Source organism: Mycobacterium gordonae, from assembly GCF_002101675.1.
Taxonomy (GTDB): Bacteria; Actinomycetota; Actinomycetes; order Mycobacteriales; family Mycobacteriaceae; genus Mycobacterium; species Mycobacterium gordonae.
This window is the reverse complement of the sequence record NZ_LQOY01000007.1, coordinates 1-26963: the sequence shown is the minus strand read 5'-3', so window position 1 is coordinate 26963 and position 26963 is coordinate 1. Positions and strand designations below refer to the sequence as shown.

At 69.2% G+C, this 26963-nt stretch carries 22 protein-coding genes and 1 pseudogene; 9 read left to right on the top strand and 14 right to left on the bottom strand.

The genetic code is table 11. The annotated features are described in order from the left end of the window. Positions 1-157 precede the first annotated feature (157 nt). The 4 genes from AWC08_RS00695 to AWC08_RS00680 all read left to right on the top strand — a co-directional run bounded on the left by AWC08_RS00695 (position 158) and on the right by AWC08_RS00680 (position 3600). Complete coding sequence (locus AWC08_RS00695; RefSeq protein WP_069435217.1) at positions 158-457, top strand: hypothetical protein; 300 nt, start codon at positions 158-160, stop codon at positions 455-457. A 91-nt stretch (positions 458-548) separates the two neighbouring features. Then, entirely contained in the window at positions 549-1676 is a 1128-nt protein-coding gene (locus AWC08_RS00690; protein ID WP_069435216.1) for a hypothetical protein, read from the top strand. Then, entirely contained in the window at positions 1673-2455 is a 783-nt protein-coding gene (locus AWC08_RS00685) for an SDR family oxidoreductase (RefSeq protein WP_065137316.1), read from the top strand. The genes AWC08_RS00690 and AWC08_RS00685 overlap by 4 nt, the downstream gene beginning before the upstream one ends. Further along, complete coding sequence (locus AWC08_RS00680) at positions 2455-3600, top strand: sulfotransferase family protein (RefSeq protein WP_069435215.1); 1146 nt, start codon at positions 2455-2457, stop codon at positions 3598-3600. Before AWC08_RS00685 ends, AWC08_RS00680 begins: the two co-directional genes overlap by 1 nt. Before the next feature lie 152 nt (positions 3601-3752). Here AWC08_RS00680 and AWC08_RS00675 read toward each other — a convergent pair whose 3' ends face one another. Both AWC08_RS00675 and AWC08_RS00670 read right to left on the bottom strand, forming a co-directional pair. Further along, the gene (locus AWC08_RS00675; protein ID WP_065137318.1) at positions 3753-4205 is read right to left on the bottom strand and encodes a hypothetical protein; all 453 of its coding nucleotides are present in this window, start codon (positions 4203-4205) and stop codon (positions 3753-3755) included. 5 nt (positions 4206-4210) lie between these two features. Next, on the bottom strand, positions 4211-5407 hold the full coding sequence (locus AWC08_RS00670) for a 3-ketosteroid-9-alpha-monooxygenase, oxygenase component (RefSeq protein ID WP_065137319.1): 1197 nt from the start codon (positions 5405-5407) through the stop codon (positions 4211-4213). Between the two features lie 113 nt (positions 5408-5520). On the opposite strand from AWC08_RS00670, the gene AWC08_RS00665 reads away from it, so the two are divergent. Next, positions 5521-6045 carry a gamma carbonic anhydrase family protein gene (locus AWC08_RS00665; protein ID WP_065137335.1) on the top strand — a complete coding sequence of 175 codons (525 nt, stop codon included), beginning with the start codon at positions 5521-5523 and terminating at the stop codon, positions 6043-6045. 7 nt (positions 6046-6052) lie between these two features. Here AWC08_RS00665 and AWC08_RS00660 read toward each other — a convergent pair whose 3' ends face one another. From AWC08_RS00660 to AWC08_RS00630, 7 genes are read right to left on the bottom strand one after another with little or no spacing between them, the layout of a single operon-like run. Further along, positions 6053-6979, bottom strand: a complete 927-nt coding sequence (locus AWC08_RS00660; RefSeq protein WP_069435214.1) for an NHL repeat-containing protein — start codon at positions 6977-6979, stop codon at positions 6053-6055. A gap of 7 nt (positions 6980-6986) precedes the next feature. Continuing rightward, positions 6987-7358 carry a hypothetical protein gene (locus AWC08_RS00655; protein WP_069435213.1) on the bottom strand — a complete coding sequence of 124 codons (372 nt, stop codon included), beginning with the start codon at positions 7356-7358 and terminating at the stop codon, positions 6987-6989. Positions 7359-7394: 36 nt separating this feature from the next. Next, positions 7395-7799, bottom strand: a complete 405-nt coding sequence (locus tag AWC08_RS00650) for a nuclear transport factor 2 family protein (RefSeq protein ID WP_069435212.1) — start codon at positions 7797-7799, stop codon at positions 7395-7397. Beyond that, a complete protein-coding gene (locus AWC08_RS00645) occupies positions 7796-8677 on the bottom strand; it encodes a TIGR03619 family F420-dependent LLM class oxidoreductase (protein WP_069435211.1) in 882 nt (293 codons plus the stop codon). The genes AWC08_RS00650 and AWC08_RS00645 overlap by 4 nt, the downstream gene beginning before the upstream one ends. Next, positions 8674-9867: a thiolase domain-containing protein gene (locus tag AWC08_RS00640; RefSeq protein WP_065137324.1), complete on the bottom strand. Its 1194-nt coding sequence runs from the start codon at positions 9865-9867 to the stop codon at positions 8674-8676. Before AWC08_RS00640 ends, AWC08_RS00645 begins: the two co-directional genes overlap by 4 nt. Next, positions 9867-10928, bottom strand: coding sequence for a thiolase domain-containing protein (locus AWC08_RS00635; protein ID WP_065137325.1), 1062 nt, complete (start codon positions 10926-10928; stop codon positions 9867-9869). The genes AWC08_RS00640 and AWC08_RS00635 overlap by 1 nt, the downstream gene beginning before the upstream one ends. Before the next feature lie 15 nt (positions 10929-10943). After that, complete coding sequence (locus AWC08_RS00630; protein ID WP_065137326.1) at positions 10944-11942, bottom strand: Zn-ribbon domain-containing OB-fold protein; 999 nt, start codon at positions 11940-11942, stop codon at positions 10944-10946. A gap of 69 nt (positions 11943-12011) precedes the next feature. On the opposite strand from AWC08_RS00630, the gene AWC08_RS00625 reads away from it, so the two are divergent. Continuing rightward, positions 12012-13043 carry an LLM class F420-dependent oxidoreductase gene (locus AWC08_RS00625; protein ID WP_065137327.1) on the top strand — a complete coding sequence of 344 codons (1032 nt, stop codon included), beginning with the start codon at positions 12012-12014 and terminating at the stop codon, positions 13041-13043. A 57-nt stretch (positions 13044-13100) separates the two neighbouring features. On the opposite strand, the gene AWC08_RS00620 is transcribed toward AWC08_RS00625, so the two are convergent. Further along, positions 13101-13811, bottom strand: a complete 711-nt coding sequence (locus tag AWC08_RS00620; protein WP_065137328.1) for an acetoacetate decarboxylase family protein — start codon at positions 13809-13811, stop codon at positions 13101-13103. Between the two features lie 45 nt (positions 13812-13856). Here AWC08_RS00620 and AWC08_RS00615 point away from each other — a divergent pair, with 45 nt between their 5' ends. After that, positions 13857-15077, top strand: coding sequence for a cytochrome P450 (locus AWC08_RS00615; protein ID WP_065137329.1), 1221 nt, complete (start codon positions 13857-13859; stop codon positions 15075-15077). Here AWC08_RS00615 and AWC08_RS00610 read toward each other — a convergent pair. Both AWC08_RS00610 and AWC08_RS00605 read right to left on the bottom strand, forming a co-directional pair. Then, positions 15049-15915 carry a type IV toxin-antitoxin system AbiEi family antitoxin gene (locus AWC08_RS00610; RefSeq protein WP_065137330.1) on the bottom strand — a complete coding sequence of 289 codons (867 nt, stop codon included), beginning with the start codon at positions 15913-15915 and terminating at the stop codon, positions 15049-15051. The two genes, AWC08_RS00615 and AWC08_RS00610, sit on opposite strands and share 29 nt — an antisense overlap. 103 nt (positions 15916-16018) lie before the next feature. After that, positions 16019-16828: a crotonase/enoyl-CoA hydratase family protein gene (locus AWC08_RS00605; RefSeq protein ID WP_065137331.1), complete on the bottom strand. Its 810-nt coding sequence runs from the start codon at positions 16826-16828 to the stop codon at positions 16019-16021. 64 nt (positions 16829-16892) lie between these two features. Here AWC08_RS00605 and AWC08_RS00600 point away from each other — a divergent pair, with 64 nt between their 5' ends. Beyond that, complete coding sequence (locus AWC08_RS00600; RefSeq protein ID WP_065137332.1) at positions 16893-18533, top strand: acyl-CoA synthetase; 1641 nt, start codon at positions 16893-16895, stop codon at positions 18531-18533. 16 nt (positions 18534-18549) lie between these two features. On the opposite strand, the gene AWC08_RS37295 is transcribed toward AWC08_RS00600, so the two are convergent. Beyond that, the gene (locus tag AWC08_RS37295) at positions 18550-24489 is read right to left on the bottom strand and encodes a PE family protein (RefSeq protein ID WP_159459943.1); all 5940 of its coding nucleotides are present in this window, start codon (positions 24487-24489) and stop codon (positions 18550-18552) included. Between AWC08_RS37295 and AWC08_RS00590 the strand changes: the two genes are divergently transcribed. Continuing rightward, on the top strand, positions 24478-25266 hold the full coding sequence (locus AWC08_RS00590; protein ID WP_085087284.1) for a hypothetical protein: 789 nt from the start codon (positions 24478-24480) through the stop codon (positions 25264-25266). The genes AWC08_RS37295 and AWC08_RS00590 overlap by 12 nt on opposite strands. A gap of 308 nt (positions 25267-25574) precedes the next feature. On the opposite strand, the pseudogene AWC08_RS36190 reads toward AWC08_RS00590, so the two are convergent. Continuing rightward, positions 25575-26963: pseudogene (locus AWC08_RS36190) on the bottom strand (hypothetical protein); the annotation flags it as partial.

The window sequence follows — 26963 nt, the reverse complement described above, 5'->3', positions numbered from 1 at the left end:
TCATCCTTTCCGGTAATCCAAGTAAAAAGAGTTGCCTGCCATTAGTCGATCGCAATTTCGCATTCATCGATAACTGACCGCTATTGATCCGTCGCCGTAGCGACAAGGCGCGCGTAGTCTCGGTGGGGATGCATCTCGCAAGCAAAGGAGCGATCCGATGACTGTGACTTCCAAGATCCGCCGCGGCCTCTGCGGTGGCCTGCTGGGCGCCCTCGCCGCGGGACTTGTCGCGGTGCCCGTGGCCTCCGCCGATCCAGGCCAGCAGTGCAACACCACGTTCGGGCAGACGGCGTCCGAGCAGGTTCAGGGCTACCTGGACCGCCACCCTGACGTGAAAGCAGAGATCACGGCACGCTCGCAAGCCTCGGGTTCCGGCACCAACCTGGTCGACTACCTGAATCGGCATCCGGATGTCCGGCAGGCGTTGATCACGCTGGCCAACCAGTGCACCTCCTGAGGTGATCGGGCTTCGTCGGTGAGCGTCGCGCTCGACACGCGCATATGTTCACGGTTGACTCAAAATAGGAACACGTTCTAGCGTCGAAGACGTGTTTTCTGATCCGCTCACCGAAGCGATCGCGGAAGCTGAGCAACTGGTGGCTGCCGCTCCGCATATCGAGACCGAAGCCGACCTCCTCGAGGGGCTGCAGTATCTGGCCGGCTGTGTGGCCGGCTGCATGCATTTGGCCTTCGACTACGAACGTGACCATCCTTTCCTGCAGTCCGGTACCGGGCCGTTCACCAAGATGGGACTGGACAACCCGGACACCCTCTACTTCGGCACGCGCGTGCACGCCGACCGCGACTACGTGGTCCGCGGGGTACGCGGTACCACCACCGACCTCAGTTTCCAACTGCTCGGAGGCGAATACACCGGCGACAACGTGCCCGCCAGCCAGGCCGCGTTCGACGACCGGGAACTCGACATCGCCCCCGACGGCAGCTTCGAGTGGCGGTTGCGGCCGACCAGCGCCGGGCAGCTGGTCATGCGTGAGGTCTACGGCGACTGGTCGGCGACCCGCGGCACGTTGACCATCGAGCGGCTCGATACGGCGGGTACCGCGCCGCCGCCACTGACCCGTGGGTTGATCGAAAAGCGTTACGCCACAGCGGGTAAACAGCTCGTCAACCGCGTGAAGACGTGGCTGCAGTTCCCACAGTGGTTCTATCTCAAGATCCCCGTCAACACCATGGTGCCGCCGCGATTGACTCCCGGCGGCCTGGCGACCCAGTACTCGTCGGTCGGGCACTTCGAACTGCGCCCGGATCAGGCGCTGGTCATCACCGTGCCGGTGAGCGACGCCCCGTATGTGGGCTTCCAGCTGGGCAGCATGTGGTACATCTCGCTGGACTACATCAACCACCAGACGTCGCTGAATAACACTCAGGCACAAGCAGATCCCGACGGCAAGGTCCGCATTGTGGTCAGCGACCAGAATCCCGGGGTGACCAACTGGGTTGAGACGCTGGGCCATCGCCGTGGTTTTCTGCAGTTCCGGTGGCAGCGGGTGTCCCGGGAGCTCACCGAGGCCGACGGCCCGACCGTCGAGTTGGTCGACGCCGACGCGGTACCGGCTTCGCTGCCGTACTTCGAGCACAACAAGATCTCCGAAGACGACTGGCGGGCTCGTATCGCGCTGCGCCAGTTGCAGATTGCGGCAAGGATGCTGGGATGACCGAATTGCTCGACGGCAAGGTGGTGGTGATCAGCGGCGTCGGCCCGGGTCTGGGTACCACGCTGGCGCGCCGGTGCGCACTCGAAGGGGCCGATCTGGTGCTGGCGGCGCGCAGTGCCGACCGGCTGGACGACGTCGCCAAGAAGGTCGTCGACCTGGGGCGCAAGGCGGTCGCGGTGCCCACCGACATCACCGACGACGACCAGGTGAGCAACCTGGTCAGCGCTGCCCAGGAGGCCTACGGCAAGGTCGACGTGCTGGTGAACAACGCGTTCCGCGTGCCGTCGATGAAGCCGTTGGCGGGCACCACGTTTCAGCACATCCGCGACGCGATCGAACTCAGCGCGCTGGGAGCGTTGCGGCTGATCCAGGGCTTCACACCGGCACTGGCCGCATCCAAGGGCTCCGTCGTCAACGTCAACTCCATGGTGATCCGGCACTCCCAAGCCAAGTACGGCGCCTACAAGATGGCGAAGTCGGCGTTGTTGTCCATGTCGCAGTCGCTGGCGACCGAGCTTGGCGAACAGGGTATCCGCGTCAATTCCGTTGCACCCGGTTATATCTGGGGTGACACACTGCAGGGCTACTTCAACCACCAGGCCGGCAAGTACGGCACCACCGCCGAGCAGATCTACCAGGCCACCGCCGCGAATTCGGACCTGAAGCGGCTGCCCACCGAGGACGAGGTGGCGTCGGCGATTCTGTTCATGGCAAGCGATCTGTCCAGTGGGATCACCGGGCAGACGCTCGACGTCAACTGCGGGGAGTACCACAACTGATGGCCGAGCGAACTGATGTCGGCACCGTCGACGACCTGCACGCGTCGGCGACCAAACTGACCGGGCTGGACGACTTCGGCACCGACGACGACAACTACCGCGAAGCGCTGAGCGTGCTGCTCGACTCGTACAAGCGCGAGGCGGGCCTGACGGCGTTGGGCAGCAAGATGAATCGATTCTTCCTGCGCGGCGCGTTGGTGGCCAGGCTGCTGTCGGAGTCGGCATGGAAGCAGTACCCCGAATACGCCGGCGTGGCCATCGAGCAGCCCATCTTCGTGACCGGGCTGCCACGCACCGGAACAACGGTCCTGCACCGGCTGCTGGGCGCCGACCCGGCCCATCAGGGTCTGCACCTGTGGCTCGCCGAGTTCCCGCAGCCGCGTCCGCCCCGGGACACCTGGGAATCGAATCCCTGGTACAGCCAGCTGAACGCGCAATTCGATAAGGCCCATGCGGAGAACCCGGAATACACCGGCCTGCATTTCATGGCGGCATACGAGCTGGAGGAGTGCTGGCAGCTGCTGCGTCAGTCACTGCATTCTGTGTCCTACGAGACGTTGGCGCACATCCCCAGTTATGCGCAGTGGTTGGCGCAGCAGGACTGGACGCCGTCATACCGGCGGCACCGCCGCAACCTGCAGCTGATCGGAGTCAACGACGCCGACAAGCGTTGGGTGCTCAAGAATCCCAGCCACTTGTTCGCCCTTGACGCGTTGCTGGCGACCTATCCCGATGCGCTGGTGATACAGACGCACCGGCCGGTGGAGACGATCATGGCGTCGATGTGCTCATTGGCCCAGCACACCGCCGAGGGCTGGTCGACGACGTTTACCGCTGACCAGATCGGTGCGGACGCAATGGAAACCTGGTCGCGCGGGCTCGAGCGGTTCAATACCGTTCGTGCCAAGCATGATCCGGCCCAGTTCTGCGATGTGGATTACCAGGACCTGATCGCCGACCCGCTGGGCACGGTCGCTGGGGTGTATCGGCATTTCGGCTTGACCATGACCGACGAGGCGCGAAAGGCGATGGAGGACAGCCACGCCGAAAGCCAGACCGGTGCGCGGGCGCCCAAGCACAAGTACTCGCTGGCCGATTACGGGTTGACCGCCGAAGCGGTGAAGGAGCGGTTCGCGGGGCTGTGACCCGTGATTTGTCGCTCGGAGGCGGGCAGTCGGGTATCGAAGTCAGCTGCGGGCCAATGGGACTGGTGCGACCGGAGTTACCGCTGCCGTCACAGCAGCCACAGGCGCCCCTAGGATCGGCGGCGCCGTCTTTGCCCGCATCGCAGCGACAACTACTCGGCTTCCGCCGGCTCCCGCTCCAGAATGCCTTCGGCCACCGCATGTTCGATGCTGTCGGAAAGCCGGGGACAGGACTTGGTTCGTGCTGTATTACCACCGCACGCGCGCACCTCGGCGAAATGCGCACAGCGTTGCGACGCCTCGGTATTCCATTGCACCGCAGTGTGACCCGGCCCGAGCCTGCGCACGGCCACGGTCACGTGGCAGAACCGGCAGTCCACCGGCCGTAGGCCCGCCTTCAGGTAGCGTTCGCGGTCTGCACGGCTGGCTTCGGCCACCGCGGCGGCGCGCTGCGGGTCGTTGGCGAAATCCCTTGACTTGGACCACGAACCGGACCCGCCGTGGGTGGTGTGCGGCTCGTCGTGATCAGGGTGATCACCATGCAGCATCAGCATCGACCGGGCGAGCCGATCGACGTCGGGAACGGCCGGCTGCTCCTCAGGCATGATCGTCAGTGCTGCTCGGCGGGTACTTCATCCGAAACCGCGTCATCCGAAACCGCTTCAGCGTCCCTGGCTTTCAGGTTCTCGGCGACCTCGGCGTTCCAGAACTCGTTGGCGCGGGCGGTGTCGACTTCCATTTCGAAGCGCTCCACCATCTCCGGAGTGATGTCGGCGACGTCGACGTAGAACTGCTGATACCAACGGCGCATCTGGTAGACGGCGCCGTCTTCCTCGACCAGCAACGGATTGTCGATGCGGGTCTTGTGCTTCCAGATCTCGACGTCCTGCATGAAGCCCTTGCTGACGCCTTCGGTGAACACCCGGGACAGCTTGTCGCTCATCTTTTCGTCCAGGCCCTTGGGCTTTTCGACGATCACACCCCACTGCAGCACGAATGAGTCCTGCGTGACCGGGTAGTGGCAGTTGATCAGGATCGACTCGGACTTGTAGCCGCTGTAGCTGTTGTGCAGCCAGTTGATCATGAACGACGGCCCGAAGTACGAAGCCTCCGAGTCCAACTCCGCTTCACCGTAGGAGGTTCCCAGATCGCTGACGTCGGGCCGGCCCACGTTGTGCAGGTACTGCGACGCGATGTGGCCTTCGAAGACGTTCTTGAAGTACGTCGGCAACCCGAAGTGGATGTAGAAGAAGTGCGCCATATCGGTGACGTTGTCGATGATGTCGCGGCAGTTCGATCCTTCGATGAGGATGCGATTCCAGCGCCAATTGGTCCAGTCGTCGCTCTGCGCTTCCGGGATCTCGGGGATCCGGACGGCGGGGTCCGGGGGGTTGCCTTCGTGGTCGTGCCAGACGAACAGCAGGCCGCCCCGAACATCGGTGGTCCACGCCCGGGTGCGCGCCGTCTTCGGGGTGCGCTTGGCGTACGGGACCAGCTTGCAGCGGCCGTCGCCGCCCCAGCGCCAGTCGTGGAAGGGGCAGGCGACCTCGTCACCCTTGATGGTGCCCTCGGACAGGTCGCCGCCCATGTGCCGGCAATAGCCGTCGAGGATTTTGATGTCGCCGTTGGAGTCGGCGAAGACCACCAACTTGGTGCCGAAAGCCTGCACGGAGTGCGGCTTGCCGTCCCGGAAGTCCTCGGCTACGCCCAGGCAGTGCCAGCCCCGGGCATATCTGGTCGGCAACGCGCCGGCGTCGATCTCCCGGACGCCTTCCCGACCGACAACGCCACTTGTGTCGGTACTCACCTGTCACCTCCAGATCGCGGGTACTAACTAGAACACGTTACAGTTTTGGGGCGGGTGAGCGCAACGACGGCGAGTCTGGCCACGGCATATGCACATTGCGGTATATGTATTTGATGCCGCTGTTCTCTTTCGAAGGCCGTTCGCCGAAGGTCGATCCGACCGCGTTCGTGGCCCCGACCGCCACCCTGATCGGCGACGTCACCGTCGAGGCCGGGGCCTCGGTCTGGTACAACGCCGTGCTCCGCGGCGACTACGCGCCGGTGGTGATCCGAGAGGGCGCCAACGTGCAGGACGGGTCGGTATTGCACGCCCCGCCGGGCATCCCGGTCGACGTCGGGCCCGGCGCCACGGTGGCCCACCTGTGCGTCATTCACGGGGCCCACATCGGCTCCGAGGCGCTGATCGCCAACCATGCGACGGTGCTCGACGGCGCCGTGATCGGCGCGCGCTGCATGGTTGCGGCCGGCGCCGTGGTGGTCGGTGGCACGCAGATTCCGGCCGGCATGCTGGTGACCGGCGCGCCGGCGAAGGTGAAGGGCCCGATCGAGGGCACCGGCGCCGAGATGTGGGTCAACGTCAACCCGCAGGCCTACCGGGATTTGGCGCAGCGGCACATCGCGGGGGTGGAACCGATTTAGCTGCCGATCAGCCCGTCGTCAATTTCACGATCCGGTTGTGGAAGTCGGCGACGTATACGTTGCCGTGATCGTCGACGGCAACGCCGTAGGGGAAGTTCAGATCGGTGAAGGGCAGTGTTGCTGGTGCCGGTGAGCCGGCCGCCAGCTCGAGCACCCGATTGTTGTTCAGATCGGTGACGAAGAGGTCGCCGCGGCGGTCCACCGCGACCCCGTGGGGAAAGTTCAAGCCGGCCAGCGGCAGGTCGAGGGGTGTAGCTGCCCCCGGAGCGAGCTTGACGATCCGATTGTTGTCGCTGTCAGCGACGTAGACCGCGCCGGCCTGGTCCACGGCGGTGCCCAGCGGGTGCTTCAGGCCGGTGAATGGCAGCTCGGTAGGGCTGTCCGAGCCGACGGCCAACTCGAGTACCCGGCTGTTGCCGGAGTCGACGATATAGACGTCGCCATTGCGGTCCACGGCGACGCCGTGTGGGGTATTGAGGCCCGGGAACGGCAGCTCAACCAGGTTGTCGGCACCCGCCGGCAGGGTCAGAACCCGGTTGTTGGTCGCGTCGACGACATAGATGCCGCCCTTGTCGTCGACCGCGATGCCGGCTGGACGGTTGAGTCCCGGAAACGGCAACACGGTCTGATTCACTGCCCCGGGCGCCAGCTTCACTACCTGGTTACGGGTGGAGTCCGCGACGTAGACATTGCCCGCCCGATCCACCGCGACGCCGTCCGGGTCCCCCACGTCGAACGGGAGCACCGCCTGCTTAGGCCCGGTTGCGGTGGCCGGCGCGGCAGTCTGACTCTGTGTGCCGTGACTTGCGGGTGCACGCTTGAAGAACAGGTATCCGGCGAGTCCCGCGACGGCGAGGACGGCCACGGCGCCGACGGCAATGGCGACCGAGCGCCGTTTGTGCGGCGCGGCGCTTGCGGGCTCGTCCTCCGCCACGAGTCCCTCAGGCCTTCACCGTGACGGCTTTGATCAGCGCATCGGGATCGGTCACGCTGACATACAACTGCTTCAGCTTGGTAGGCATACCCATGACGCGTGCCCGGGCCGGTGGGTTGATCGTCATCTCGACGATCCCCTTGGAGGAGCCGTTGACCAGCCAGCGCCCACGGAATCCGTGGGCGCCCCAGGACAAGACCCGCTCGCTGCTCGGTTTCGCGTCGGTGATCGACGAGACCGGAATCGCGGCGTCGAAACCCCAGCCGAACTTGACGGACAAAGTTCCGTCCTGGACCCGAACCACGCTGTGCTTCGGCCCCAGTCCAAGCGGAACCGATAGCGGCAGGAACCAGCGGTCATAACGCAACTCAGTAGCCACGCGTGAGAGTGTAAGCGCGACCAGGCCCGGGCCGGGCTACTTTTTCTTGGTGCTCGCGGCCGCTTTCTCGAGCTCCCAGTACGCGCGCAGGGCCACCATCCGCCCGTCGTCGTCGGCCTTATAGGTGAAGACGCCTTCGGCGGTGGTCTGGAAGTCGCCGGTGGTGATCAGAATGTGCCCGACGTTGGCTTCCTCGTTGCCGCACTGGTAGGTGTCGCGGAAGAAGAACTCAATGCTGGTGGTCGGCGCAATCGCCTTGTCCCAGAACGCCGATATGGCATCACGCCCGCGGTGACCCTTGCCTTCCGGGTCGAAAGGCGAGGGGCCGATGGGATCTTCGACGATCGCGTCGTCGGCGAAGACGGCCAGCCAGGCGTCCTTGTCGCGGGCGGCCACCGCCTCGCGGGAGCGCCGGCCCGCCTCGTGCGCCGGGTTGGTCACTTGTCCTGCCAGCCCGAATGAATGTAAGTGTCGGCGAAGCGCTTCATCGAGTCCTGCTTCTTGTCCAGCGGCGCGTCGAAGGCCAGCCCGTCGAACACCCACGGGATGGTGATGTAGTCGGTCACCCCGATCTCGGCCAGCTCTCGATGCCCGTCGACACCGAATTTGTCCATGCAGACGGCCTGATATTCGAACGGGTCGTCCGTGCGACCGTTTTCGGCAAGGAGCGTCTTGAGCTTGCGGATGGTCTCGTCCAGTTCGGCGTGGGTCATCATCGCGCTGGTCCAGCCGTCACTGACCCGGGCGGCTCGCTTGAGAGCGACGTCGGTGTGGCCGCCGACGTAGAAGGGCACCGGCTCGCTGGGGGCGGGACTCATCTGCAACCGGTCGAAATCGTAGAACTCGCCGTGGAACTCGACCATCCCACCGGCCAGCACCAGCTTGATCACTTCGATCATCTCGTCGACTCGCTTGCCGCGACGGGCATACGGAACCCCGCACCACTCGAATTCCTCGGGCGCCCAGCCGATTCCGACGCCGAAGCCGAAGCGGTTATTGGTCAGGTTGGCCACCGAGCCGACCTGTCGGGCCAGCAGCAGCGGGTTGCGCGAACCCAGCTTCAGGACGTTGGTGTAGAACCGCAGCTTCGAGGTGACCGCACCCATCGTGCCCGCCAAGATCAACGGATCGACCCAGGGGGCGTTCTCGTCGAACATCCGCTTTCCGTCGGCGGTGTAGGGATAGTCGACGGACTGCTTCTCGAAGTAGAAAATCGAATCCGGTAGCGCGATGGAGTCGAACCCGACTTCCTCTGCGGTCTTGGCCAGCTCGATCAGCTGGTCGATCGGGCTGAACGCAATGCTGAGCGTGTACTTCATTTGGCGTCTTGCCCAGGCTTGTCGCTGCCGACTACCCACATGGAGTAGTACTGCGATCCACCGCCGTAAGCGTGGCCCAGCGCTTTTCGGGCGTTCGGCACCTGGTGGTCGCCGCCCTTGCCCATCACCTGAATGGCCGCTTCGGCGAACCGGATCAGGCCGGAGGCGCCGATCGGGTTGGACGAGAGCACGCCGCCGGACGGGTTGACCGGGATTCGTCCGCCGATCGCCGTCTCGCCGGCTTCGGTCAGTTTCCAGCCTTCACCCTCGGGAGCAAAGCCGAGGCTTTCCAGCCACATCGGCTCGAACCAGGAGAACGGCACGTAGATCTCGGCGGCGTCGATCTCGTCGATGGGGCTGGTGATGCCGGCCGCCTTCCATAGCGCCGCGGCGGCGTCGCGGCTGGCCTGGGGGCTGACCTGGTCGCGCCCGGAGAACTGCAGCGGCTCGGTGCGCAGCGCGGTGGCGTGGATCCAGGCGACCGGATGTCCTTGCGCCACGCGGGTATCGGCTGCTTCCTCGTTGCCGATCACGACGGCGGCGGCGCCGTCGGAGGACGGGCACGTCTCGTCGTAGCGGATCGGGTCCCACAGCATCGGGGACTCCATCACCTTCTCCATGGTGATGTCGGGCTGGTGCAGGTGCGCCAACGGGTTACGCACGCCGTTGAGCCGGTCTTTGACCGCGACCATGGCACCGATGTGCGTTGGCGCTCCCGAGCGGCGGATGTAGGACCGAACGTGCGGGGCGAAGTATCCGCCCGCACCCGCACCGACCGGCTTGATGAACGGGATCGGAATTGAAAGTGCCCACATGGCATTGGATTCCGACTGCTTTTCCCACGCCATCGCCAGCACCCGGCGGTACTTGCCGGATTGGACCAGGCTGGCCGCCACCACCCCGGTAGAACCACCCACCGAACCCGCGGTGTGCACTCGGATCAGTGGCTTGCCGGTGGCGCCGATCGCGTCGGCCATGAACAGCTCCGGCATCATGACGCCCTCGAAGAAGTCCGGCGCTTTGCCGACGACGACCGCGTCGATGTCGTCGAAGGTGGAGCCGGAGTCTTCCAGTGCCCGGTCGATGGCCTCGCGGACCATGCCGTTCATCGAAACGTCTTTGCGCTTAGCCACATACTTGGTCTGCCCGGTACCAAGTACCGCGGCGAGGTACGCCCCTGCGCCGGCCATCAGTTCTGTCCTTCCATGACCGCGACCAGATTCTGTTGCAGCGCAGGCCCGCTGGTGGCGTGCGCGAGCACCCGCTGTGCCGATCCGTTCCAGATGTGTTGTGCCGCCAGACCGATGCGTTCCAGCCCGGCGACGAACATCGGGTTGGCCGCCAGTGCGCCGCCGGACGGATTGACCTTGGTCTTGTCGGTCAATCCGATGGCCTCGGCCAGGATCAGGTGCTGGTGGGTGAACGGCGCGTGGATTTCCGCGACGTCGATACCGGTGTCACCTTTGGTGGCCGCTTGGGCTGACACCGCGGTGGACGGCGAGGCGGTGAGGTCGCGGGCGCCCAGCACCGGGGTTTCGATGCGGTGCTCGATTCCCGTTATCCAGGCCGGGTTTTCCCGTAGCTCACGGGCTTTGCCGTCGGCGGCGAGCACGATGGCGGCCGCACCGTCGGTGATCGGCGCGATGTCGTGCCGGCGCAGTGGGTCGTTGAAGAACGGGCGGGCCAGCAGTTCGTCAATGCTCTTGGCCGGCTTCTCGGAATCATTGCGCTCGGACTGGGCGAACGAGTCAAGCGCGACCTGAGCCATCTGCTCGGGCGTCCACTTGCCCGCGTCCAGGCCGACCCGTGCCTGCAAGCCCGCCATCGACACCGAGTCCGGCCACAGCGGCGCAACCGTGTAAGGGTCGGTCTGCCGGGTCAGGATCTGGCGCAGAATGCCCGCCGAGGACTTTCCGAAGCCGTACACCAGCGCCGTCTCGACCTCACCGGTGAGGATTTTGATGTAGGCCTCGTACAGCGCCCAGGCGGCGTCCATCTCGACGTGGGACTCGTTGATCGGCGGCACGGCGCCGATCGAGTCGATCGCCGAAATGAACGAAAAGGCCCTTCCAGCAAGGTAATCCGATGACCCTGAGCACCAGAATCCGATGTCGGACTTGTTGATACCCAGGTCCTGGTAGAGCTGCGCGAAGCACGGCATCAGCATTTCGACGCCATTGGTGGTGCCGTCGGTACGGCGAACGTGCGGCGCGTGGGCGAAGCCGACCACCGCGACATTGCGATCACTCATGTGTAGCTCGGCCCTTTACAGGTGGTGTTTGTAGGTGTCGTATTCGGCGTCCGGTTCGCCGGTAGGCCGGAAGAATTCGATGTTGTCGATCCCGAATCCCCACTCCTCGCGGGGTTTCCACACCGCTTCGACGCGCATGCCCATGCGCACCTCGTGCGCGTCGACGTCGGCGACCAGGTGCAGGAACGGAATGTCGGCGCCGTCGAGCAGGACGTACGCCGCCACATACGGTGGCTTGATGCGCTGACCCTGGAACGGGATGTTGATGATCGCGAACGTCGTCACCGTGCCCTTGTCCGGCAGTTCGACGAATTCGGTGGTCGGCAGGCCGGTCGCCGGATCGGCGCCATGAGGCGGGAAGTAAACCTTCCCGGTTTCACCTGTCCTGGCGCCCAACAGCTTTCCTTCGGCGATCGCCCGCAGGTAGGCGCTCTCCTCGTGAGACGCGGTGTGCTGGATGGTCAGCGAGACAGGGGTGACGATCATCGTGACCGGGTCCAGGCCGGCTTGCGGCTCCGGAACGTCTTCAACCTCGTCGCCAAGTGCGAAGTAGGCGATGTCGGTGATGGCGCCGACGGTGTCGTCGGCCCAGTGCACGTGCACCCGGTCGCCGGTCTTGATGCCCGAAGGACCGGCGGCTCCAACGTCCACGGCGTGAATCAGTGGGGTGTCGGCGCCGTCGAGCTTGATCAGCGCCCACGCGAACGGCCGGTCCAGCGGTTCCCCACCGATCGGCGCCGGCTGCCACGTCCAGGACACGACCGTGCCGGCGCTTTCCACCGGTACCATCTCGCCCAACGGTTCGTAGGTAACCGGGTCGTATTCCGGCGGCGGAACATGTACCCGGCCATCGGAACCGCGCACTCCCAGAACGCGGCGCTCACGCAGGGCGGTGAAAAACTTGCTCAGCGTGGGACCCACCGAACGGGTGTAGTCGAAGGCCAACGTCAACGGTGCAGAGAGGGGCGGCTCAGGGTGATCGATCAGGGCCGGGCCGCTTGAACTGGCTGTCACGCCTTCGAGTAGAACAGGTTCTAAGAATGGTTTCAACTAGGCCATTGGAAGGTCTTAGGAAGGCGCGTTATGAAGCTTGGACTGCAACTCGGGTATTGGGGCGCGCAGCCGCCGGAGAACCACGCGGAACTCGTCGCCGCCGCCGAGGAAGCCGGCTTCGACGCCGTATTCACCGCCGAGGCGTGGGGTTCGGATGCCTACACGCCGCTGGCCTGGTGGGGCCGGGAGACCCAACGCGTGCGACTGGGCACGTCGGTGGTGCAGTTGTCCGCGCGCACTCCGACCGCCTGCGCGATGGCCGCTCTGACGCTGGACCATCTGTCCGGCGGGCGGCACATCCTGGGGCTGGGCGTGTCGGGCCCGCAGGTCGTCGAGGGCTGGTACGGGCAGCGCTTCCCTAAGCCGCTGGCCCGCACCCGCGAATACGTCGACATCGTGCGCCAGGTGTGGGCCCGCGAGAAACCGGTGACCAGCGACGGGCCGCACTATCCGTTGCCGTTGAACGGTGAGGGCACAACGGGTTTGGGCAAGGCTCTGAAGCCGATCACGCATCCGCTGCGTGCCGACATCCCAATCATGCTGGGGGCCGAGGGGCCGAAGAACGTGGCGCTGGCCGCCGAGATCTGTGACGGGTGGCTGCCCATCTTCTATTCGCCGCGGATGGCCGACACCTACAACGAATGGCTGGACGAGGGATTCGCCCGGCCCGGCGCCCGGCGCAGCCGTGAGGACTTCGAAGTCTGCGCGACGGCGCAGGTGGTGGTGACCGAGGACCGTGCTGGGACTTTCGAGGCGGTGAAGCCGTTCTTGGCGCTTTACATGGGCGGCATGGGCGCCGAGGACACCAACTTCCACGCCGACGTCTACCGCCGGATGGGCTACTCCGAGGTGGTCGACGAGGTGACCAAGCTGTTCCGGTCGGGCCGCAAGGACGAGGCGGCCAAAGTAATCCCGGACGAACTCGTCGACGACGCGATGATCGTCGGCGACCTGGACTACGTGCGTAAGCAAATCGTGGCCTGGGAGGCGTCCGGCGTCACCATGATGGTGGTGGGCGCCCGCACCGTTGAGCAGGTACGTGACCTCGCGGGGCTGACCTGAGGCAGCGGCTTGCGAGGGCGTTAGAACACGTTCTAGATTGACCGGATGGGGACAGGCTCAGACGGCACGTGCGTCGCCGAAAGACATCTCCACGTTGGCCACCGACTGGGTCATCAGGGCCCGCTTGGGCAGTCCCAGCGTCGCCAGTTCCTTGGCGTAGGGGTGGTCGCCGAGGCGGATCTTGGCGCCGCCGAGCCGGGTCCGCACGCCCGTCGTCTGCATGGTCGATTCGATTTCCCGGGTCACCCCGTCCAGGTGCGAGTAGGTGGTGATGTGCTGCAGTTTCGGAGCCGGGTGCGGCAGGCCGGGGCTGAACTCGATGCCGGCGATCAGGTGCCCGTCGGCGCTGACGTCGAATCCGAACTTGCGGCCGTCCCGGACGTTGAAGTCCGCCATGATCTTTGGATAACCCCAGATGGTGCGGCCGGCTTCCAGAGTGAACTCCTGGTCGACCGGGAGGTGGTGGATGAAGTTGGCCGCTTGGGCCATCGCGCGGATGCCCGCCGCGTGGGTGCCGGGCTTGTTGACCAGGAACGCGGTGCCGTATTCGTGGTACTTGCCCAGGTCGCCGTCGATGTAGCGGACCAGCAATTGGGCCAGGATCGCCCGGCCGGGCAGGTATTCAAAGACCTGCAGCCCGCTGTAGTCGATGAGGCGCTGCGCCGCTTTAGCGTCCACCGAGAACATCGCGGCATGCTGGTCGGCTTTGCGGATGACCACCGGCATGGTGAGAACGGTTCCGGCGATGGTGTGTTGCGAGACAGGCATGGGGCTTACTGTAATGGGCTCGAGGCAGAAAACTGGAGGCTGTAGATGACGTCAACGATTCCGGACACGATCCTGAACATCGATCTGGCGGACGGCAATTTCTATGCCGACGGTGTGGCGGCGCGGGAGGCCTATCGCTGGATGCGGGCCAATCAGCCGGTGTTCCGGGACCGTAATGGGCTCGCCGCTGCGACCACGTATCAGGCCATCCTGGACGCCGAGCGGAATCCGGAACTGTTCTCCAGCACCGGCGGCATCCGTCCCGACCAGCCCGGTATGCCGTACATGATCGACATGGACGATCCCGCACATCTGGTGCGGCGCAAGTTGGTCAACGCCGGCTTCACGCGCAAGCGGGTGAAGGACAAGGAGGCCTCGATCGGGGAGCTGTGCGACACCCTGATCGACGCGGTCTGTGAACGAGGGGAGTGCGACTTCGTCCGCGACATCGCCGCGCCGCTGCCCATGGCGGTGATCGGCGACATGCTGGGCGTGCTGCCGTCCGAGCGGGGGATGTTGCTGAAGTGGTCGGACGACCTGGTGTGCGGGCTGTCGTCGCACATCGACCCGACCTCGGTGGAGTTCCAGACGGTGATGGAGGCGTTCGCCGGATACACGGCGTTCACCATGGACCTGATCGGCAAGCGTCGTGCCGAGCCGACCGACGACCTGTATTCGATCCTGATCAACGCCGAGGTCGAGGGTCAGCGGATGTCGGATGAAGAGATCGTCATGGAGACGCTGCTGATCTTGATCGGCGGTGACGAGACCACCCGGCACACGTTGAGCGGGGGCACCGAGCAGCTGCTGCGGCATCAGGACCAGTTCTCCGATATGGTGGGCGACCCTTCGTTGTTGCCCGGTGCCATCGAAGAGATGCTGCGCTGGACATCGCCGGTCAAGAACATGTGCCGGACTTTGACCGCGGACACCGAGTTCCACGGCACGGCCTTGAGTGCGGGTGAGAAGATCATGCTGCTGTTCGAGGCGGCGAACTTCGACGAGTCGGTCTTCGACCAGCCGGAGAACTTCGACATTCGGCGAAACCCGAACAGTCACTTGGCTTTCGGCTTCGGCACCCACTTCTGCATGGGTAACCAGCTGGCTCGTCTGGAGTTGTCGTTGATGACGGCGCGGGTGTTGCAGCGGTTGCCTGATCTGCGGTTGGCCGACGAGTCGGCGTTGCCGCTTCGGCCGGCGAACTTCGTGTCCGGCCTGGAGTCGATGCCGGTGGTGTTCACGCCGAGCGCGCCGGTTCTGGGGTAGGGGCTCTTTGCGTCCAGGCGGTCGCGAGTCGGCCGAGGATGCCGCCGGGTGTGTCCCGGCTGGTGACCCTGATGACGATCCAATGTAGGTCATTGGTCATCGTTTCGTAGCGGGCGATGTCTTTCGCGAACTGGTCTGGTGTCCGGTGATGCGCGCCCTCATATTCGAGCGCGAGTCTCATGTCCTCCCAACCTATATCCGCAATTCCGACCAGCTCGCCGTACAAGCCATGAATCGGGATCTGGGTCTGAGGTCGAGGGTAGCCGGCCTCGATGATGAGCAGTCGTAGCCAGGTTTCCTTCGGTGATTGTGCCCCGGCGTCGACGAGTGATAGGGCTTTGCGGGCTTGCCGGATGTTGCGGTGCCCTTTGTGCCGTGCGAACAGGGCGTTGACGTCGGCCCGTTGGAGTTTCGTGGCACGCGCGAGGGCGTCGATCGCTGCGACCGCTCTGCCGATCGGATAGCGAGTCGCCAGATCAAACGCTGTGCGCGCGGGTGTGGTTACTGGAACGCCCGCGACAATCTGCGTTTCGTCCGCAGCTGGCCGGTCTGACCACGTGATGATGCCCGAGGGCGGGCGGCGGTGTTGGTATATGAGTTCAGCGGGCGCTCGAGCGTCGACCCATTGCGCGCGGTGCAGTGCGGACGCGGAGTGTCCTGCGACGACTCCGCGCCGTTTCGACCAGAGCCAGGCCGCATAGGCGCGCTCTGTTGCGGTCAGGTTCGTCTTCATCGGAATGTAGACGTCGTGATGAATCGCTTCGTAGCGGCTACGCAGCTGATAGGGAGTCAGTACTCCGTTCGCTAACGCTTCGCTGCCGATAAATGGACCGGTCACGGCTCTGCAGTCTGTCTTGCCGGTCCGACAACGACGCCGAACGTGAGCTGGCTGCGAAAATCAAGCCCGATTTTCGCAGTGGTTTCACACTCGGCGGCGGGGGCTACTTGTTTTTGAACGCCGGCTTGCGCTTCTCGGCGAACGCCCGTGGGCCTTCCTTCGCGTCGTCGGACAAGAAGACCTGGATGCCGATCTGGGTGTCGATTTTGAACGCGTCGTTCTCGTGCATGCCTTCGGTCTCACGGATCGTCCGCAGGATCGCCTGCACGGCCAGCGGGCCGTTGTTCTCGATGATCTCCGCGAGCTCGAGCGCCTTGGTCAGCGCTTGACCGTCTGGGACGACATGCCCGATCAGGCCCATCTCGAGGGCCTCGGCAGCGGTGATGTGCCGTCCGGTCAGCAGCAGGTCGCAGGCCACCGTGTAGGGGATCTGCCGCACCAGCCGGACTGCCGAGCCGCCCATCGGGTACAGGCTCCACTTCGCCTCGGAGATGCCGAACTTGGCACTCTCCCCGGCCACCCGGATGTCGGTGCCTTGCAGGATCTCGGTGCCACCGGCGATCGCCGGTCCTTCGACGGCCGCGATCAACGGTTTGGTGAGCCGGCGACCCTTGAGTAGCGCGTCGATGCGCGACGGGTCGTAGCTGCCGTCCTTGAAGGAGTCGCCCGGTGGCTTCTTGGTCGCGGTCTTGAGATCCATGCCGGCACAAAAGTAGCCACCGGCGCCGGTGAGGATGCAGCAACGGATGTCGGGATCGTTGTCGACACGATCCCAGGCCTCGACCATGATCTGCATCATTTGGGTGCTCAGAGCGTTGCGAGCCTGCGGCCGGTTCAGCGTGACGATCAGCGTGTGACCGCGCTGCTCCACCAGTGCGTCCGGCCCGGATTCGTTTGCTGGCTGCTCCGCCACGGCTACCGCCTCTTCCTCGACATCGGGTGTGAGCTTGTCAAGAAATGTAACACGTTCTAATTTGGTGGCCGTGGCCCTGAATATTGCTGACCTTGCCGAGCACGCCATCGACGCAGTGCCGGACCGTGTAGCGCTCATCTGCGGTGATGAGCAGTTGACCTACGCCCAACTGGAAGAGAAGGCCAACCGCTTCGCGCATTACCTGATGGATCAGGGGGTGCGCGAGGGCGACAAGGTGGGCCTCTACTGCCGCAACCGCATCGAGATCGTCATTGCGATGCTCGGGATCATCAAGGCGGGCGCGATTCTGGTCAATGTCAACTTCCGCTATGTCGAAGGCGAGCTGCGCTACCTGTTCGACAACTCGGACATGGTCGCGTTGGTGCACGAGCGGCAGTACTCCGACCGGGTCGCCAACGTGTTGCCGGACACCCCGAACGTCAAGACGGTGCTGGTCGTCGAGGACGGCAGCGATCTGGACTACACGCGCTACGGCGGCGTCGAGTTCTACTCCGCGATCGCTGACAGCTCGCCCGAGCGCGACTTCGGGGAGCGCAGCGCGGACGCCATCTACCTGCTCTACACCGGCGGCACCACCGGCTTCCCGAAGGGTGTGATGTGGCGCCACGAAGACATCTACCGCGTGCTACTCGGCGGAACCGACTTCGCCACAGGGGAATTCGTCAAGGACGAGTACGACCTGGCGAAGGCTGCCGCCGCGAACCCCCCGATGGTCCGGTACCCGATACCGCCGATGATCCACGGGGCCACCCAATCGGCCACCTGGATGTCGATCTTCTCCGGCCAAACCACCGTCCTGTCACCGGAATTCAATGCCGAGCAGGTTTGGCAGACCATCCACAAGCACAAAGTGAACTTGCTGTTCTTCACCGGTGACGCGATGGCCCGTCCGCTGCTGGACGCCCTGCAGAAAGACAACGATTACGACCTGTCGTCGCTGTTCCTGCTGGCGAGCACCGCTGCGCTGTTCTCGCCGAGTATCAAGGAGAAATTCCTTGAGCTGCTGCCGAATCGAGTCATCACCGACTCAATCGGATCGTCGGAGACCGGCTTTGGCGGCACGAGCATCGTCGCGAAGGACGCGCCGCACAGCGGTGGCCCGCGGGTGACCATCGACCACCGCACCGTCGTCCTCGACGAAGAAGGCAACGAGGTCAAGCCGGGCTCGGGTGTCCGCGGGTTCATCGCCAAGAAGGGCAACATCCCGGTCGGCTACTACAAGGACGAGAAGAAAACGGCCGAGACGTTCAAGACCATTAACGGTGTGCGCTATGCGATTCCGGGTGACTACGCGATGGTCGAAGAGGACGGCACGGTCACGATGCTGGGCCGCGGCTCGGTGTCGATCAACAGCGGCGGCGAGAAGATCTACCCCGAAGAGGTTGAGGCGGCGTTGAAGGGACACCCCGATGTGTTCGACGCGCTGGTGGTCGGTGTGCCGGACCCGCGCTACGGACAGCACGTCGCGGCCGTGGTGCAGGCCCGGGAAGGGGCTCGGCCGTCGCTGGCCGAACTGGACCGTTTCGTACGCTCGGAAATCGCGGGATACAAAGTGCCGCGCAGCCTTTGGTTCGTCGACGAGGTGAAGCGCTCGCCGGCCGGCAAGCCGGACTATCGCTGGGCCAAGGACCAGACCGAGGCGCGGCCGGCTGACGACGTGCACGCCGCGCACGTGACCGCTTGACTCGGCTGACGTCGCCCTAGGCTGCGCCGCCGGCGCCGCCCGCGCCGCCGACGTTGCCGGCCAGGCCGCCGTTCCCGCCCTTGCCGCCGTTGCCGCCGCTCGGCATCAGACCGATGCCGCCCACGCCTCCGGCTTGGCCCGCGCTACCCCCCTTGCCGAGATTGCCGCTGCCGCTGGCGCCACCGTTGCCGCCGGTGCCACTGGCACCCCCAGCCGCGCCGTTGCCGCCCTTACCGCCGATGCCGCCGACGCCAGAAGCGGTGCCTCCGGCGCCGCCGTTGCCGATGGTCGAGGTGCTGCTGGAGCTGCCGCCACCGGCCTGCCCGCCCGCCCCTCCGGCGCCTCCGGCGCCGGCCTTGGAGCCGCCGGTGCCGCCCGTGCCGCCGGTGCCGCCGGTACCGCCGGTGCCGTTGAATCCGCCGTTTCCGCCGTTGCCTGCCTTGCCGCCGGCGACGAAGTTGTCGCCGCCTGCGCCGCCATTTCCACCGTTGGCGCCGCCGAGGTTGTTGCCGCCCTGGCCGCCCACGCCGCCGGCCCCACCGACGCCCACGGTGGAGGCGCCGCCGTTACCACCCTGGCCGCCGGCCCCGGCGCTGGCGGCGGCGCCACCCGCGCCGCCGTTGCCGCTGGCCACACCGGCGCTGAGACTGATCGCGCCGGCGCCACCGTTACCGCCGTTTCCGCCGTCGCCGCCGATTCCGCCAGTGCCGCCGGTGCCTCCGGTGCCGACGACCGCGGTGCCGCCGTTGCCGCCCCTGCCGCCCTGGCCGCCCACCTGGCCGGACCCGCCTGCGCTGCTCGTGCCGGGAGTCAGGCCCTGACCGCCCTGGCCGCCGTTACCGCCGATCTGGTCGGTGGCCCCGCTGATGTTGCCGCCGTTTCCGCCGGTACCGCCCTTACCCCCGTTGTTGTTTCCTGTCGCGTTGCCGCCGTTGCCGCCGTTGCCGCCGTTGCCGTTGGTGCCCGCGTTGCCGGCGAGGCCGGCGTTGCCGCCGGTGCCGTTGAAGGCGTTTCCGCCGTTGCCGGCGTTTCCGCCGTTGCCGCCCTGGCCGCCACTGCCGCCGGTGCCGCCGGTGGCGCCGGCGGCAGTGGCGTTACCGCCATTACCGCCGTTGCCGGCGGCCCCGCCGGTACCTCCGCTGCCGCCGACGCCGCCTGTGCCTCCGGTTCCGCCGGTCCCTGTAGCCCCGCCTGCGCCGGCGTTGCCCCCGTTGCCGCCGTTCGCCCCGGCGCCACCGGCACCGGTACCGGTGTTGGTTGCGCCGCTGCTGCCGGTACCGCCGTTGCCGCCGTTGCCGCCGGCGCCGCCGTTGCCGTTGATGCCGGTGCTGGTCAAACCGGCCCCACCTTGTCCGCCGGCGCCGCCCGCGCCACCGTTCCCGCCTGCTTTGCCGGCCACGCCCGAGGCGGTGACAGTTCCGCCGTTGCCGCCGATTCCGCCGTTGCCGCCGGCGCCGCCGGTGCCGCCGGTGCCCCTGTTCGCGCCCGTACCGCCGGCGCCTGAGGCTCCACCGGTGCCGCCCGCACCGCCGTTGCCAGCATTGCCGCCCGCGACAACGGCGGAGCCCGAACCGCCATTGCCGCCTGCGCCGCCGGCTCCGCCCTGGCCGCCGTTACCGCCGATGCCGGCTCCGCCGGTGCCGATCGGATTTCCGCCGCTGCCGCCCTGGCCACCGTTACCGCCCTGGCCGCCGGTAGTACCCGCGGCCCCGCTGCCGGCGGTCCCAGACGTCCCTGCCGTGCCGGCACCGCCGTTGCCGCCGGTTCCGCCGCTACCGGCATCGCCCGCGGTGCCGCCCGTGCCACCGGTGCCCGCGATACCCGCCGTGCCGCCCTTGCCGCCGACGCCGCCGTTACCGCCGTTGCCGCCGGCTGACGTGCTGACGCCGCCCTGACCGCCGGTGCCTCCTGCGCCGCCGTCACCGCCACTGCCGTTGACGCCATTGGTGAGGCCGGTGCCGGCGTTCCCGCCCTGGCCGCCGTTGCCGCCGGTGCCACCCGGGGTGCCGCTGCCGGCTGCGGCCGCGTTGGCGCCCGCCCGCCCGGTTCCACCCTGGCCGCCAGTGCCGCCCTGGCCGCCGTTGCCGCCGTTACCTTGGGTGCCTAGGGTCGAGCCGGTTCCTGCGGCGCCGCCTGCACCGCCGCTGCCACCAAGACCGCCGTTGCCTCCGGTACCCGCACCGCTTCCGGTGTCGGTGACGCCGATGCCGCCGGTGCCGCCCTGGCCGCCGGTGCCGCCGTTTCCACCCTGGCCGCCGGCGCCCTGAATGCCCGCCTTGCCGCCGTTGGTCGCACCCGCGGCGCCGCCGGAGCCGCCCTGACCACCTTGGCCGCCGGAGCCGCCGATGCCGCCGGTGGCGCCAGTCGGACCGGTGGTGCCCTGACCGCCGTTGCCACCGTTTCCGGCCAGACCGCCTGAGCCACCGTTGCCGGCGGTGCCTGCCGTGCCGTTGCTGGAGCCCGTCCCGGCAGTCCCGGCGTCGCCGCCGGTACCGCCGGTGCCGCCTTGGCCGCCGACGCCGCCGGCGACGCCGGGGTTGCTGCTGTTATCAGTGCCCATGCCGCCGGTGCCACCCTTACCGCCGGTGCCGCCGTTACCGCCCTGACCACCGGCGCCCTGGGTGCCCGCAGTTCCGCCGTTGGTGTCGCCCGCCGCGCCGCCAGTACCGCCTTGGCCACCGGCACCGCCGGTTCCGCCTTGGGCGCCTTGCTGCCCGGTGCTCGCTGTTGTGATGTTGTCGGCGCCTTTGCCGCCGTTGCCGCCCAGGCCGCCGGTGCCGCCGTTGCCGGCGGTGCCTGCGGCACCCGTGGAGGAGCCGTTGCCGCCCTTGCCGGCTGCGCCCCCGGTCCCCCCGGCGCCACCCTGGCCGCCGGCTTGACCGGCCGTGCTCGGGTTGGTGCTGTCGCTGCCGTTGCCGCCGGTGCCGCCCTGGCCGCCGGTGCCGCCGACGCCGCCTTGGCCACCGGCGCCCTGGGCGCCGTTGAAGCCGCCGTGAGCTTTGCCGGCGGCGCCGCCCGTACCGCCTTGGCCGCCGTCTCCGCCGGCGCCACCCTGGGCGCCTTGCTGTCCGGCGGTTGCGACGGTGGCGTTGTCGGCCCCGTTGCCGCCATTGCCGCCTAAGCCGCCGGTGCCGCCGTTGCCGGCGCCGCCTGCGGCACCCGCGGTGGAGCCGTTGCCGCCCTTACCGGCGTCTCCGCCGGTTCCGCCGGTGCCGCCCTGGCCGCCCGCTTGACCGGCCGCATTCGGATTGGCGCTGTTAGTGCCGTTGCCGCCGGTTCCGCCCTGGCCCCCGGTGCCGCCAAACCCGCCCTGGCCACCGGCACCCTGGGCGCCGTTGAAGCCGCCGTTGGCGTTCCCGGCTGCGCCGCCGGTGCCGCCTTGTCCGCCGTCGCCTCCGGTCGCGCCTTGGCCGCCGGTGCCGCCACCGGAGGCGCCGGTGTTGCCTTGTCCGCCGGTTCCGCCGGTTCCGCCGGTGCCGCCGGTGCCGCCGTCGCCGGCGCTGCCGGCCGCACCGGTGGTCGAGCCGGTGCCACCCTTGCCCGCGGCGCCGCCGGTACCGCCGGTTCCGCCCTGGCCGCCTGCGCCGCCGGCAATGCCGGGGTTAAAGCTGTTGTCGGTGCCGATGCCGCCTTGGCCGCCCTGACCGCCCTTGCCGCCGAAGCCGCCCTGGCCGCCGGCGCCCTGGGAGCCGTTGAAGCCGCCGTTGGCGTTGCCTGCTGCGCCGCCTTGGCCGCCTTGTCCGCCGTCACCGCCAGCGGCGCCGATGCCGCCGGTGCCGCCACCAACCACGCCGATGCTGCCTTGCCCGCCCATGCCGCCGGTTCCGCCGGTGCCGCCGACGCCGCCGTTGCCGGCGCTGCCGGCCGCGCCGGTGGTCGAGCCGGTGCCTCCGAGGCCAGCCGCGCCGCCGGTGCCGCCGGTGCCACCCGTGCCACCGGACCCGCCGGCAATTCCGGGGTTGAAGCTGTTGTCGGTGCCGATGCCGCCCTGGCCGCCCTGACCGCCCTTGCCGCCGAAGCCGCCCTGCCCGCCGGCGCCCTGGGAGCCGTTGAAGCCGCCGTTGGCGTTGCCTGCTGCGCCGCCTTGGCCGCCTTGTCCGCCATCCCCGCCGGCGGCGCCTTGGCCGCCGGTGCCGCCACCGGTGGCGCCGGTGTTGCCTTGTCCGCCCATCCCGCCGGTTCCGCCGGTGCCGCCGACGCCGCCGTTGCCGGCGCTGCCGGCCGCGCCGGTGGTCGAGCCGGTGCCTCCGAGGCCGGCCGCGCCGCCGGTGCCGCCGGTTCCGCCCTGGCCGCCTGCGCCGCCGGCAATTCCGGGGTTGAAGCTGTTGTCGGTGCCGATGCCGCCCTGGCCGCCCTGACCGCCCTTGCCGCCGAAGCCGCCCTGCCCGCCGGCGCCCTGGGCGCCGTTGAACCCGCCGTTAGCTTTGCCGGCTGCGCCGCCTTGGCCGCCTTGGCCGCCATCCCCGCCGGCGGCGCCTTGGCCGCCGGTGCCGCCACCGACCACGCCGATGCTGCCCTGTCCGCCTTGGCCGCCGGTGCCGCCGGTGCCGCCGATACCGCCGTTGCCGGCGCTGCCCGCGGCTCCTGTCGTCGAGCCGGTGCCGCCCTTGCCGGCAGCGCCGCCGGTGCCGCCGGTGCCGCCAGCGCCGCCCGCTCCGCCGACGACACCCGACTTTGTGCTGTTGTCGGTGCCGAATCCGCCTTGGCCGCCCTGGCCGCCGGTGCCGCCGAAGCCGCCCTGGCCGCCGGCGCCCTGGGCGCCGTTGAAGCCGCCGTTGGCGTTGCCGGCTGCGCCGCCTTGGCCGCCTTGTCCGCCGTCACCACCTGCCGCGCCCTCGCCGCCGGTGCCGCCTCCGATTGTGCCGGTGTTGCCCTGCCCGCCTTGGCCGCCGGTGCCGCCGGTGCCGCCGACACCGCCGTTGCCGGCCGTGCCCGCGGCTCCTGTCGTCGAACCGGTGCCGCCCTTGCCGGCAGCGCCGCCGGTGCCGCCGGTACCGCCCTGGCCGCCTGCGCCACCGGCAATTCCGGGATTGAAGCTGTTGTCGGTGCCGATGCCGCCTTGGCCGCCCTGGCCGCCGGTGCCGCCGAAGCCGCCCTGGCCGCCGGCGCCCTGGACGCCGTTGAACCCGCCGTTGGCCTTGCCGGCGGCGCCGCCAGCGCCGCCCTGGCCGCCGTCACCGCCGGCGGCGCCGATGCCGCCGGTGCCGCCACCGATCACGCCGGTTTTGCCTTGCCCACCCATGCCACCGGTGCCGCCGGTGCCGCCGACGCCGCCGTTGCCGGCGCTGCCGGCCGCACCGGTGGTCGAGCCGGTGCCTCCGAGGCCGGCCGCGCCGCCGGTACCGCCGGTGCCACCGTTGCCGCCCGTTCCACCGGCCATGCCGGCGTTGGCGCTGTTGTCGGTGCCGATCCCTCCAGTGCCGCCCTGGCCGCCGGTGCCGCCGAAGCCGCCCTGGCCGCCGGCGCCCTGGACGCCGTTGAACCCGCCGTTAGCCTTGCCGGCCGCGCCGCCTTGGCCGCCTTGTCCGCCATCACCGCCGGCGGCGCCGGTGCCGCCGGTACCGCCACCGATTGCGCCGGTGTTGCCTTGCCCGCCCTGCCCGCCGGTTCCGCCGGTGCCACCGACGCCGCCGTTACCCGCTGTGCCGGCCGCACCGGTGGTCGAGCCCGTGCCGCCCTTTCCTGCAGCGCCGCCGGTGCCGCCGGTGCCGCCCGTGCCGCCCGCGCCACCGGTGACACCGGGGTTGGTGCTGTTGTCGGTGCCGATGCCGCCGGTGCCGCCCTGTCCGCCCTTGCCGCCGAAGCCGCCCTGGCCGCCGATGCCTTGAGTGCCGGCGGTGCCGCCGTTGGTGGCGCCGGCCGCGCCGCCGGCGCCGCCCTGGCCGCCGTCACCACCGGCCGCTCCCTGGCCGCCGGTCCCGCCACCGATTGCGCCGGTGCTCCCTTGTCCACCCATGCCACCGGTTCCGCCGGTGCCACCGACGCCGCCGTTACCCGCTGTGCCGGCCGCACCGGTGGTCGAGCCCGTGCCGCCCTTTCCTGCAGCGCCGCCGGTGCCGCCGGTGCCGCCCGTGCCGCCCGCTCCACCGACGACACCCGACTTGGTGCTGTTGTCGATGCCGAATCCGCCTTGGCCGCCTTGGCCGCCGACTCCACCGAGGCCACCCTGGCCGCCGGCACCCTGGGTTCCGGCGGTGCCGCCGTTGGTCGCGCCGGCGGCGCCGCCAGCGCCACCTTGGCCGCCGTCACCGCCGGCGGCGCCTTGGCCGCCGGTGCCGCCAATAGCGCCGATAGTGCCAGTACCGCCCTTGCCGCCGGTGCCGCCCGCACCACCGGCGCCGCCGTTACCTGCGGCGCCGGCCGCACCGGTGGTCGATCCCGTGCCGCCCTTGCCGGCTGCGCCGCCGGTGCCGCCGACGCCGCCGGTGCCACCGGCACCGCCGGCGATGCCAGGGTTGGTGCTGTTGTCGGTGCCGGTTCCGCCGGTGCCGCCTTGGCCGCCTGTCCCGCCGATGCCGCCCTGGCCGCCAGCGCCTTGGGTTCCGGCGGTGCCGCCGTTGGTAGCTCCGGCTGCGCCGCCGGCGCCGCCCTGGCCGCCGTCCCCGCCGGCCGCGCCTTGGCCGCCGGCGCCGCCGCCGCTGGCGCCGGTGCTGCCGGTGCCGCCCTGGCCACCGGTCCCACCCGCACCGCCAACTCCGCCGTCACCCGCGCTGCCCGAGGCGCCGGTGCTTGACCCCGAGCCGCCGAGGCCGGCTGCGCCGCCGGTGCCGCCGACTCCGCCGGTGCCACCAGCACCGCCGGCGACGCCGGGGTTGGCGCTGTTGTCGACGCCGCCGCCGCCTTGGCCGCCGACGCCGCCGGTGCCGCCTATCCCGCCTTGGCCGCCAGCGCCTTGGGTTCCGGCGGTGCCGCCGTTGGTAGCTCCGGCTGCGCCGCCGGCGCCGCCCTGGCCGCCGTCCCCGCCGGCCGCGCCTTGGCCGCCGGTCCCGCCGCCGCCGGCGCCGCTGCTGCCTTGTCCGCCGTGCCGCCGGTCCCGCCGCCGCCACCGGCGCCGCCGTCGCCCGCCGTGCCGGAGGCTCCGGTGCTGGATCCGGAGCCGCCCTTGCCGGCTGCGCCGCCGGTGCCGCCGATTCCGCCGATGCCGCCCGCGCCTCCGGTGATCCCTGGGTTGGTGCTGTTGTCGGTGCCGGTTCCGCCGGTGCCGCCGATGCCGCCGGTTCCGCCGATGCCGCCCTGGCCGCCCACGCCCTGGGTTCCGGCGGTGCCGCCGTTAGTGGCTCCGGCCGCGCCACCGGCGCCGCCCTGGCCGCCGTCCCCGCCGGCCGCGCCTTGGCCGCCGGTGCCGCCGCCGCTGGCGCCGGTGCTGCCTTGTCCGCCGTGCCGCCGGTTCCGCCGCCGCCACCGGCGCCGCCGTCGCCCGCGGTGCCCGCCGCACCGACAGTGGAACCCGAGCCGCCGAGGCCGGCCCCGCCGCCCGTGCCCCCGACTCCGCCGATGCCGCCCGCGCCGCCGGCGACGCCGGGGTTGGTGCTGTTGTCGGTGCCGGTTCCGCCCTGGCCGCCTTGGCCGCCTGTTCCGCCGATGCCGCCTTGGCCGCCCGCGCCCTGGATTCCGGCGGTGCCGCCGTTGATGGCTCCGGCTGCGCCGCCGGCGCCGCCTTGACCGCCGTCACCGCCGGCCGCGCCCTGGCCGCCGGTCCCGCCGCCGCTGGTGCCGCTGCTGCCTTGTCCGCCCTTGCCGCCGGTCCCGCCAATGCCACCGGTGCCGCCGTCACCGGCCGTGCCGGCCGCGCCGGTGGTCGATCCGGTGCCGCCCTTGCCGGCTGCGCCGCCGGTACCACCGACTCCGCCGGCTCCTCCGTCGCCGCCGGCGATGCCGGGGTTGGTGCTGTTGTCGGTGCCAGTTCCGCCCGTGCCGCCGGTGCCGCCTTGGCCGCCTATGCCGCCCTGGCCGCCGGTGCCCTGCTGGCCGCCGCCACCGGATCCGGCTGCGCCGCCGGCGCCGCCCTGGCCGCCGTCACCGCCGGCAGCGCCTTGCCCGCCGGTCCCGCCGCCGCTGGTGCCGGTGTTGCCTTGTCCGCCTTGGCCACCGGTGCCGCCGCCACCACCTACGCCGCCGTCACCGGCCGCGCCGGCGGCTCCGGTGGTCGACCCGGAGCCGCCCAAGCCGGCTGCGCCGCCCGTTCCGCCGACACCCCCGATGCCGCCCGCGCCTCCGGCGATGCCGGGGTTGGTGCTGTTGTCGACGCCGGTTCCGCCCTGGCCGCCGACGCCGCCGGTTCCGCCGATGCCGCCCTGACCGCCGGCGCCTTGGGTTCCGGCGGTGCCGCCGTTGGTGGCTCCGGCTGCGCCGCCGGTGCCGCCCTGGCCGCCGTCCCCACCGGCCGCGCCCTGGCCGCCGGTCCCGCCGCCGCTGGTGCCGGTGGTGCCT

What these genes read in the sequence shown, in the direction of transcription:
- AWC08_RS00695 (WP_069435217.1), top strand. Translation starts at nt 158, where the DNA reads ATGACTGTGACTTCCAAGATCCGCCGCGGCCTCTGCGGTGGCCTGCTG.
- AWC08_RS00685 (WP_065137316.1), top strand. Translation starts at nt 1,673, where the DNA reads ATGACCGAATTGCTCGACGGCAAGGTGGTGGTGATCAGCGGCGTCGGC.
- AWC08_RS00680 (WP_069435215.1), top strand. Translation starts at nt 2,455, where the DNA reads ATGGCCGAGCGAACTGATGTCGGCACCGTCGACGACCTGCACGCGTCG.
- AWC08_RS00675 (WP_065137318.1), bottom strand. Translation starts at nt 4,205, where the DNA reads ATGCCTGAGGAGCAGCCGGCCGTTCCCGACGTCGATCGGCTCGCCCGG.
- AWC08_RS00665 (WP_065137335.1), top strand. Translation starts at nt 5,521, where the DNA reads ATGCCGCTGTTCTCTTTCGAAGGCCGTTCGCCGAAGGTCGATCCGACC.
- AWC08_RS00645 (WP_069435211.1), bottom strand. Translation starts at nt 8,677, where the DNA reads ATGAAGTACACGCTCAGCATTGCGTTCAGCCCGATCGACCAGCTGATC.
- AWC08_RS00640 (WP_065137324.1), bottom strand. Translation starts at nt 9,867, where the DNA reads ATGGCCGGCGCAGGGGCGTACCTCGCCGCGGTACTTGGTACCGGGCAG.
- AWC08_RS00635 (WP_065137325.1), bottom strand. Translation starts at nt 10,928, where the DNA reads ATGAGTGATCGCAATGTCGCGGTGGTCGGCTTCGCCCACGCGCCGCAC.
- AWC08_RS00625 (WP_065137327.1), top strand. Translation starts at nt 12,012, where the DNA reads ATGAAGCTTGGACTGCAACTCGGGTATTGGGGCGCGCAGCCGCCGGAG.
- AWC08_RS00620 (WP_065137328.1), bottom strand. Translation starts at nt 13,811, where the DNA reads ATGCCTGTCTCGCAACACACCATCGCCGGAACCGTTCTCACCATGCCG.
- AWC08_RS00615 (WP_065137329.1), top strand. Translation starts at nt 13,857, where the DNA reads ATGACGTCAACGATTCCGGACACGATCCTGAACATCGATCTGGCGGAC.
- AWC08_RS37295 (WP_159459943.1), bottom strand. Translation starts at nt 24,489, where the DNA reads ATGGGTGGACAAGGGAGCACCGGCGCAATCGGTGGCGGGACCGGCGGC.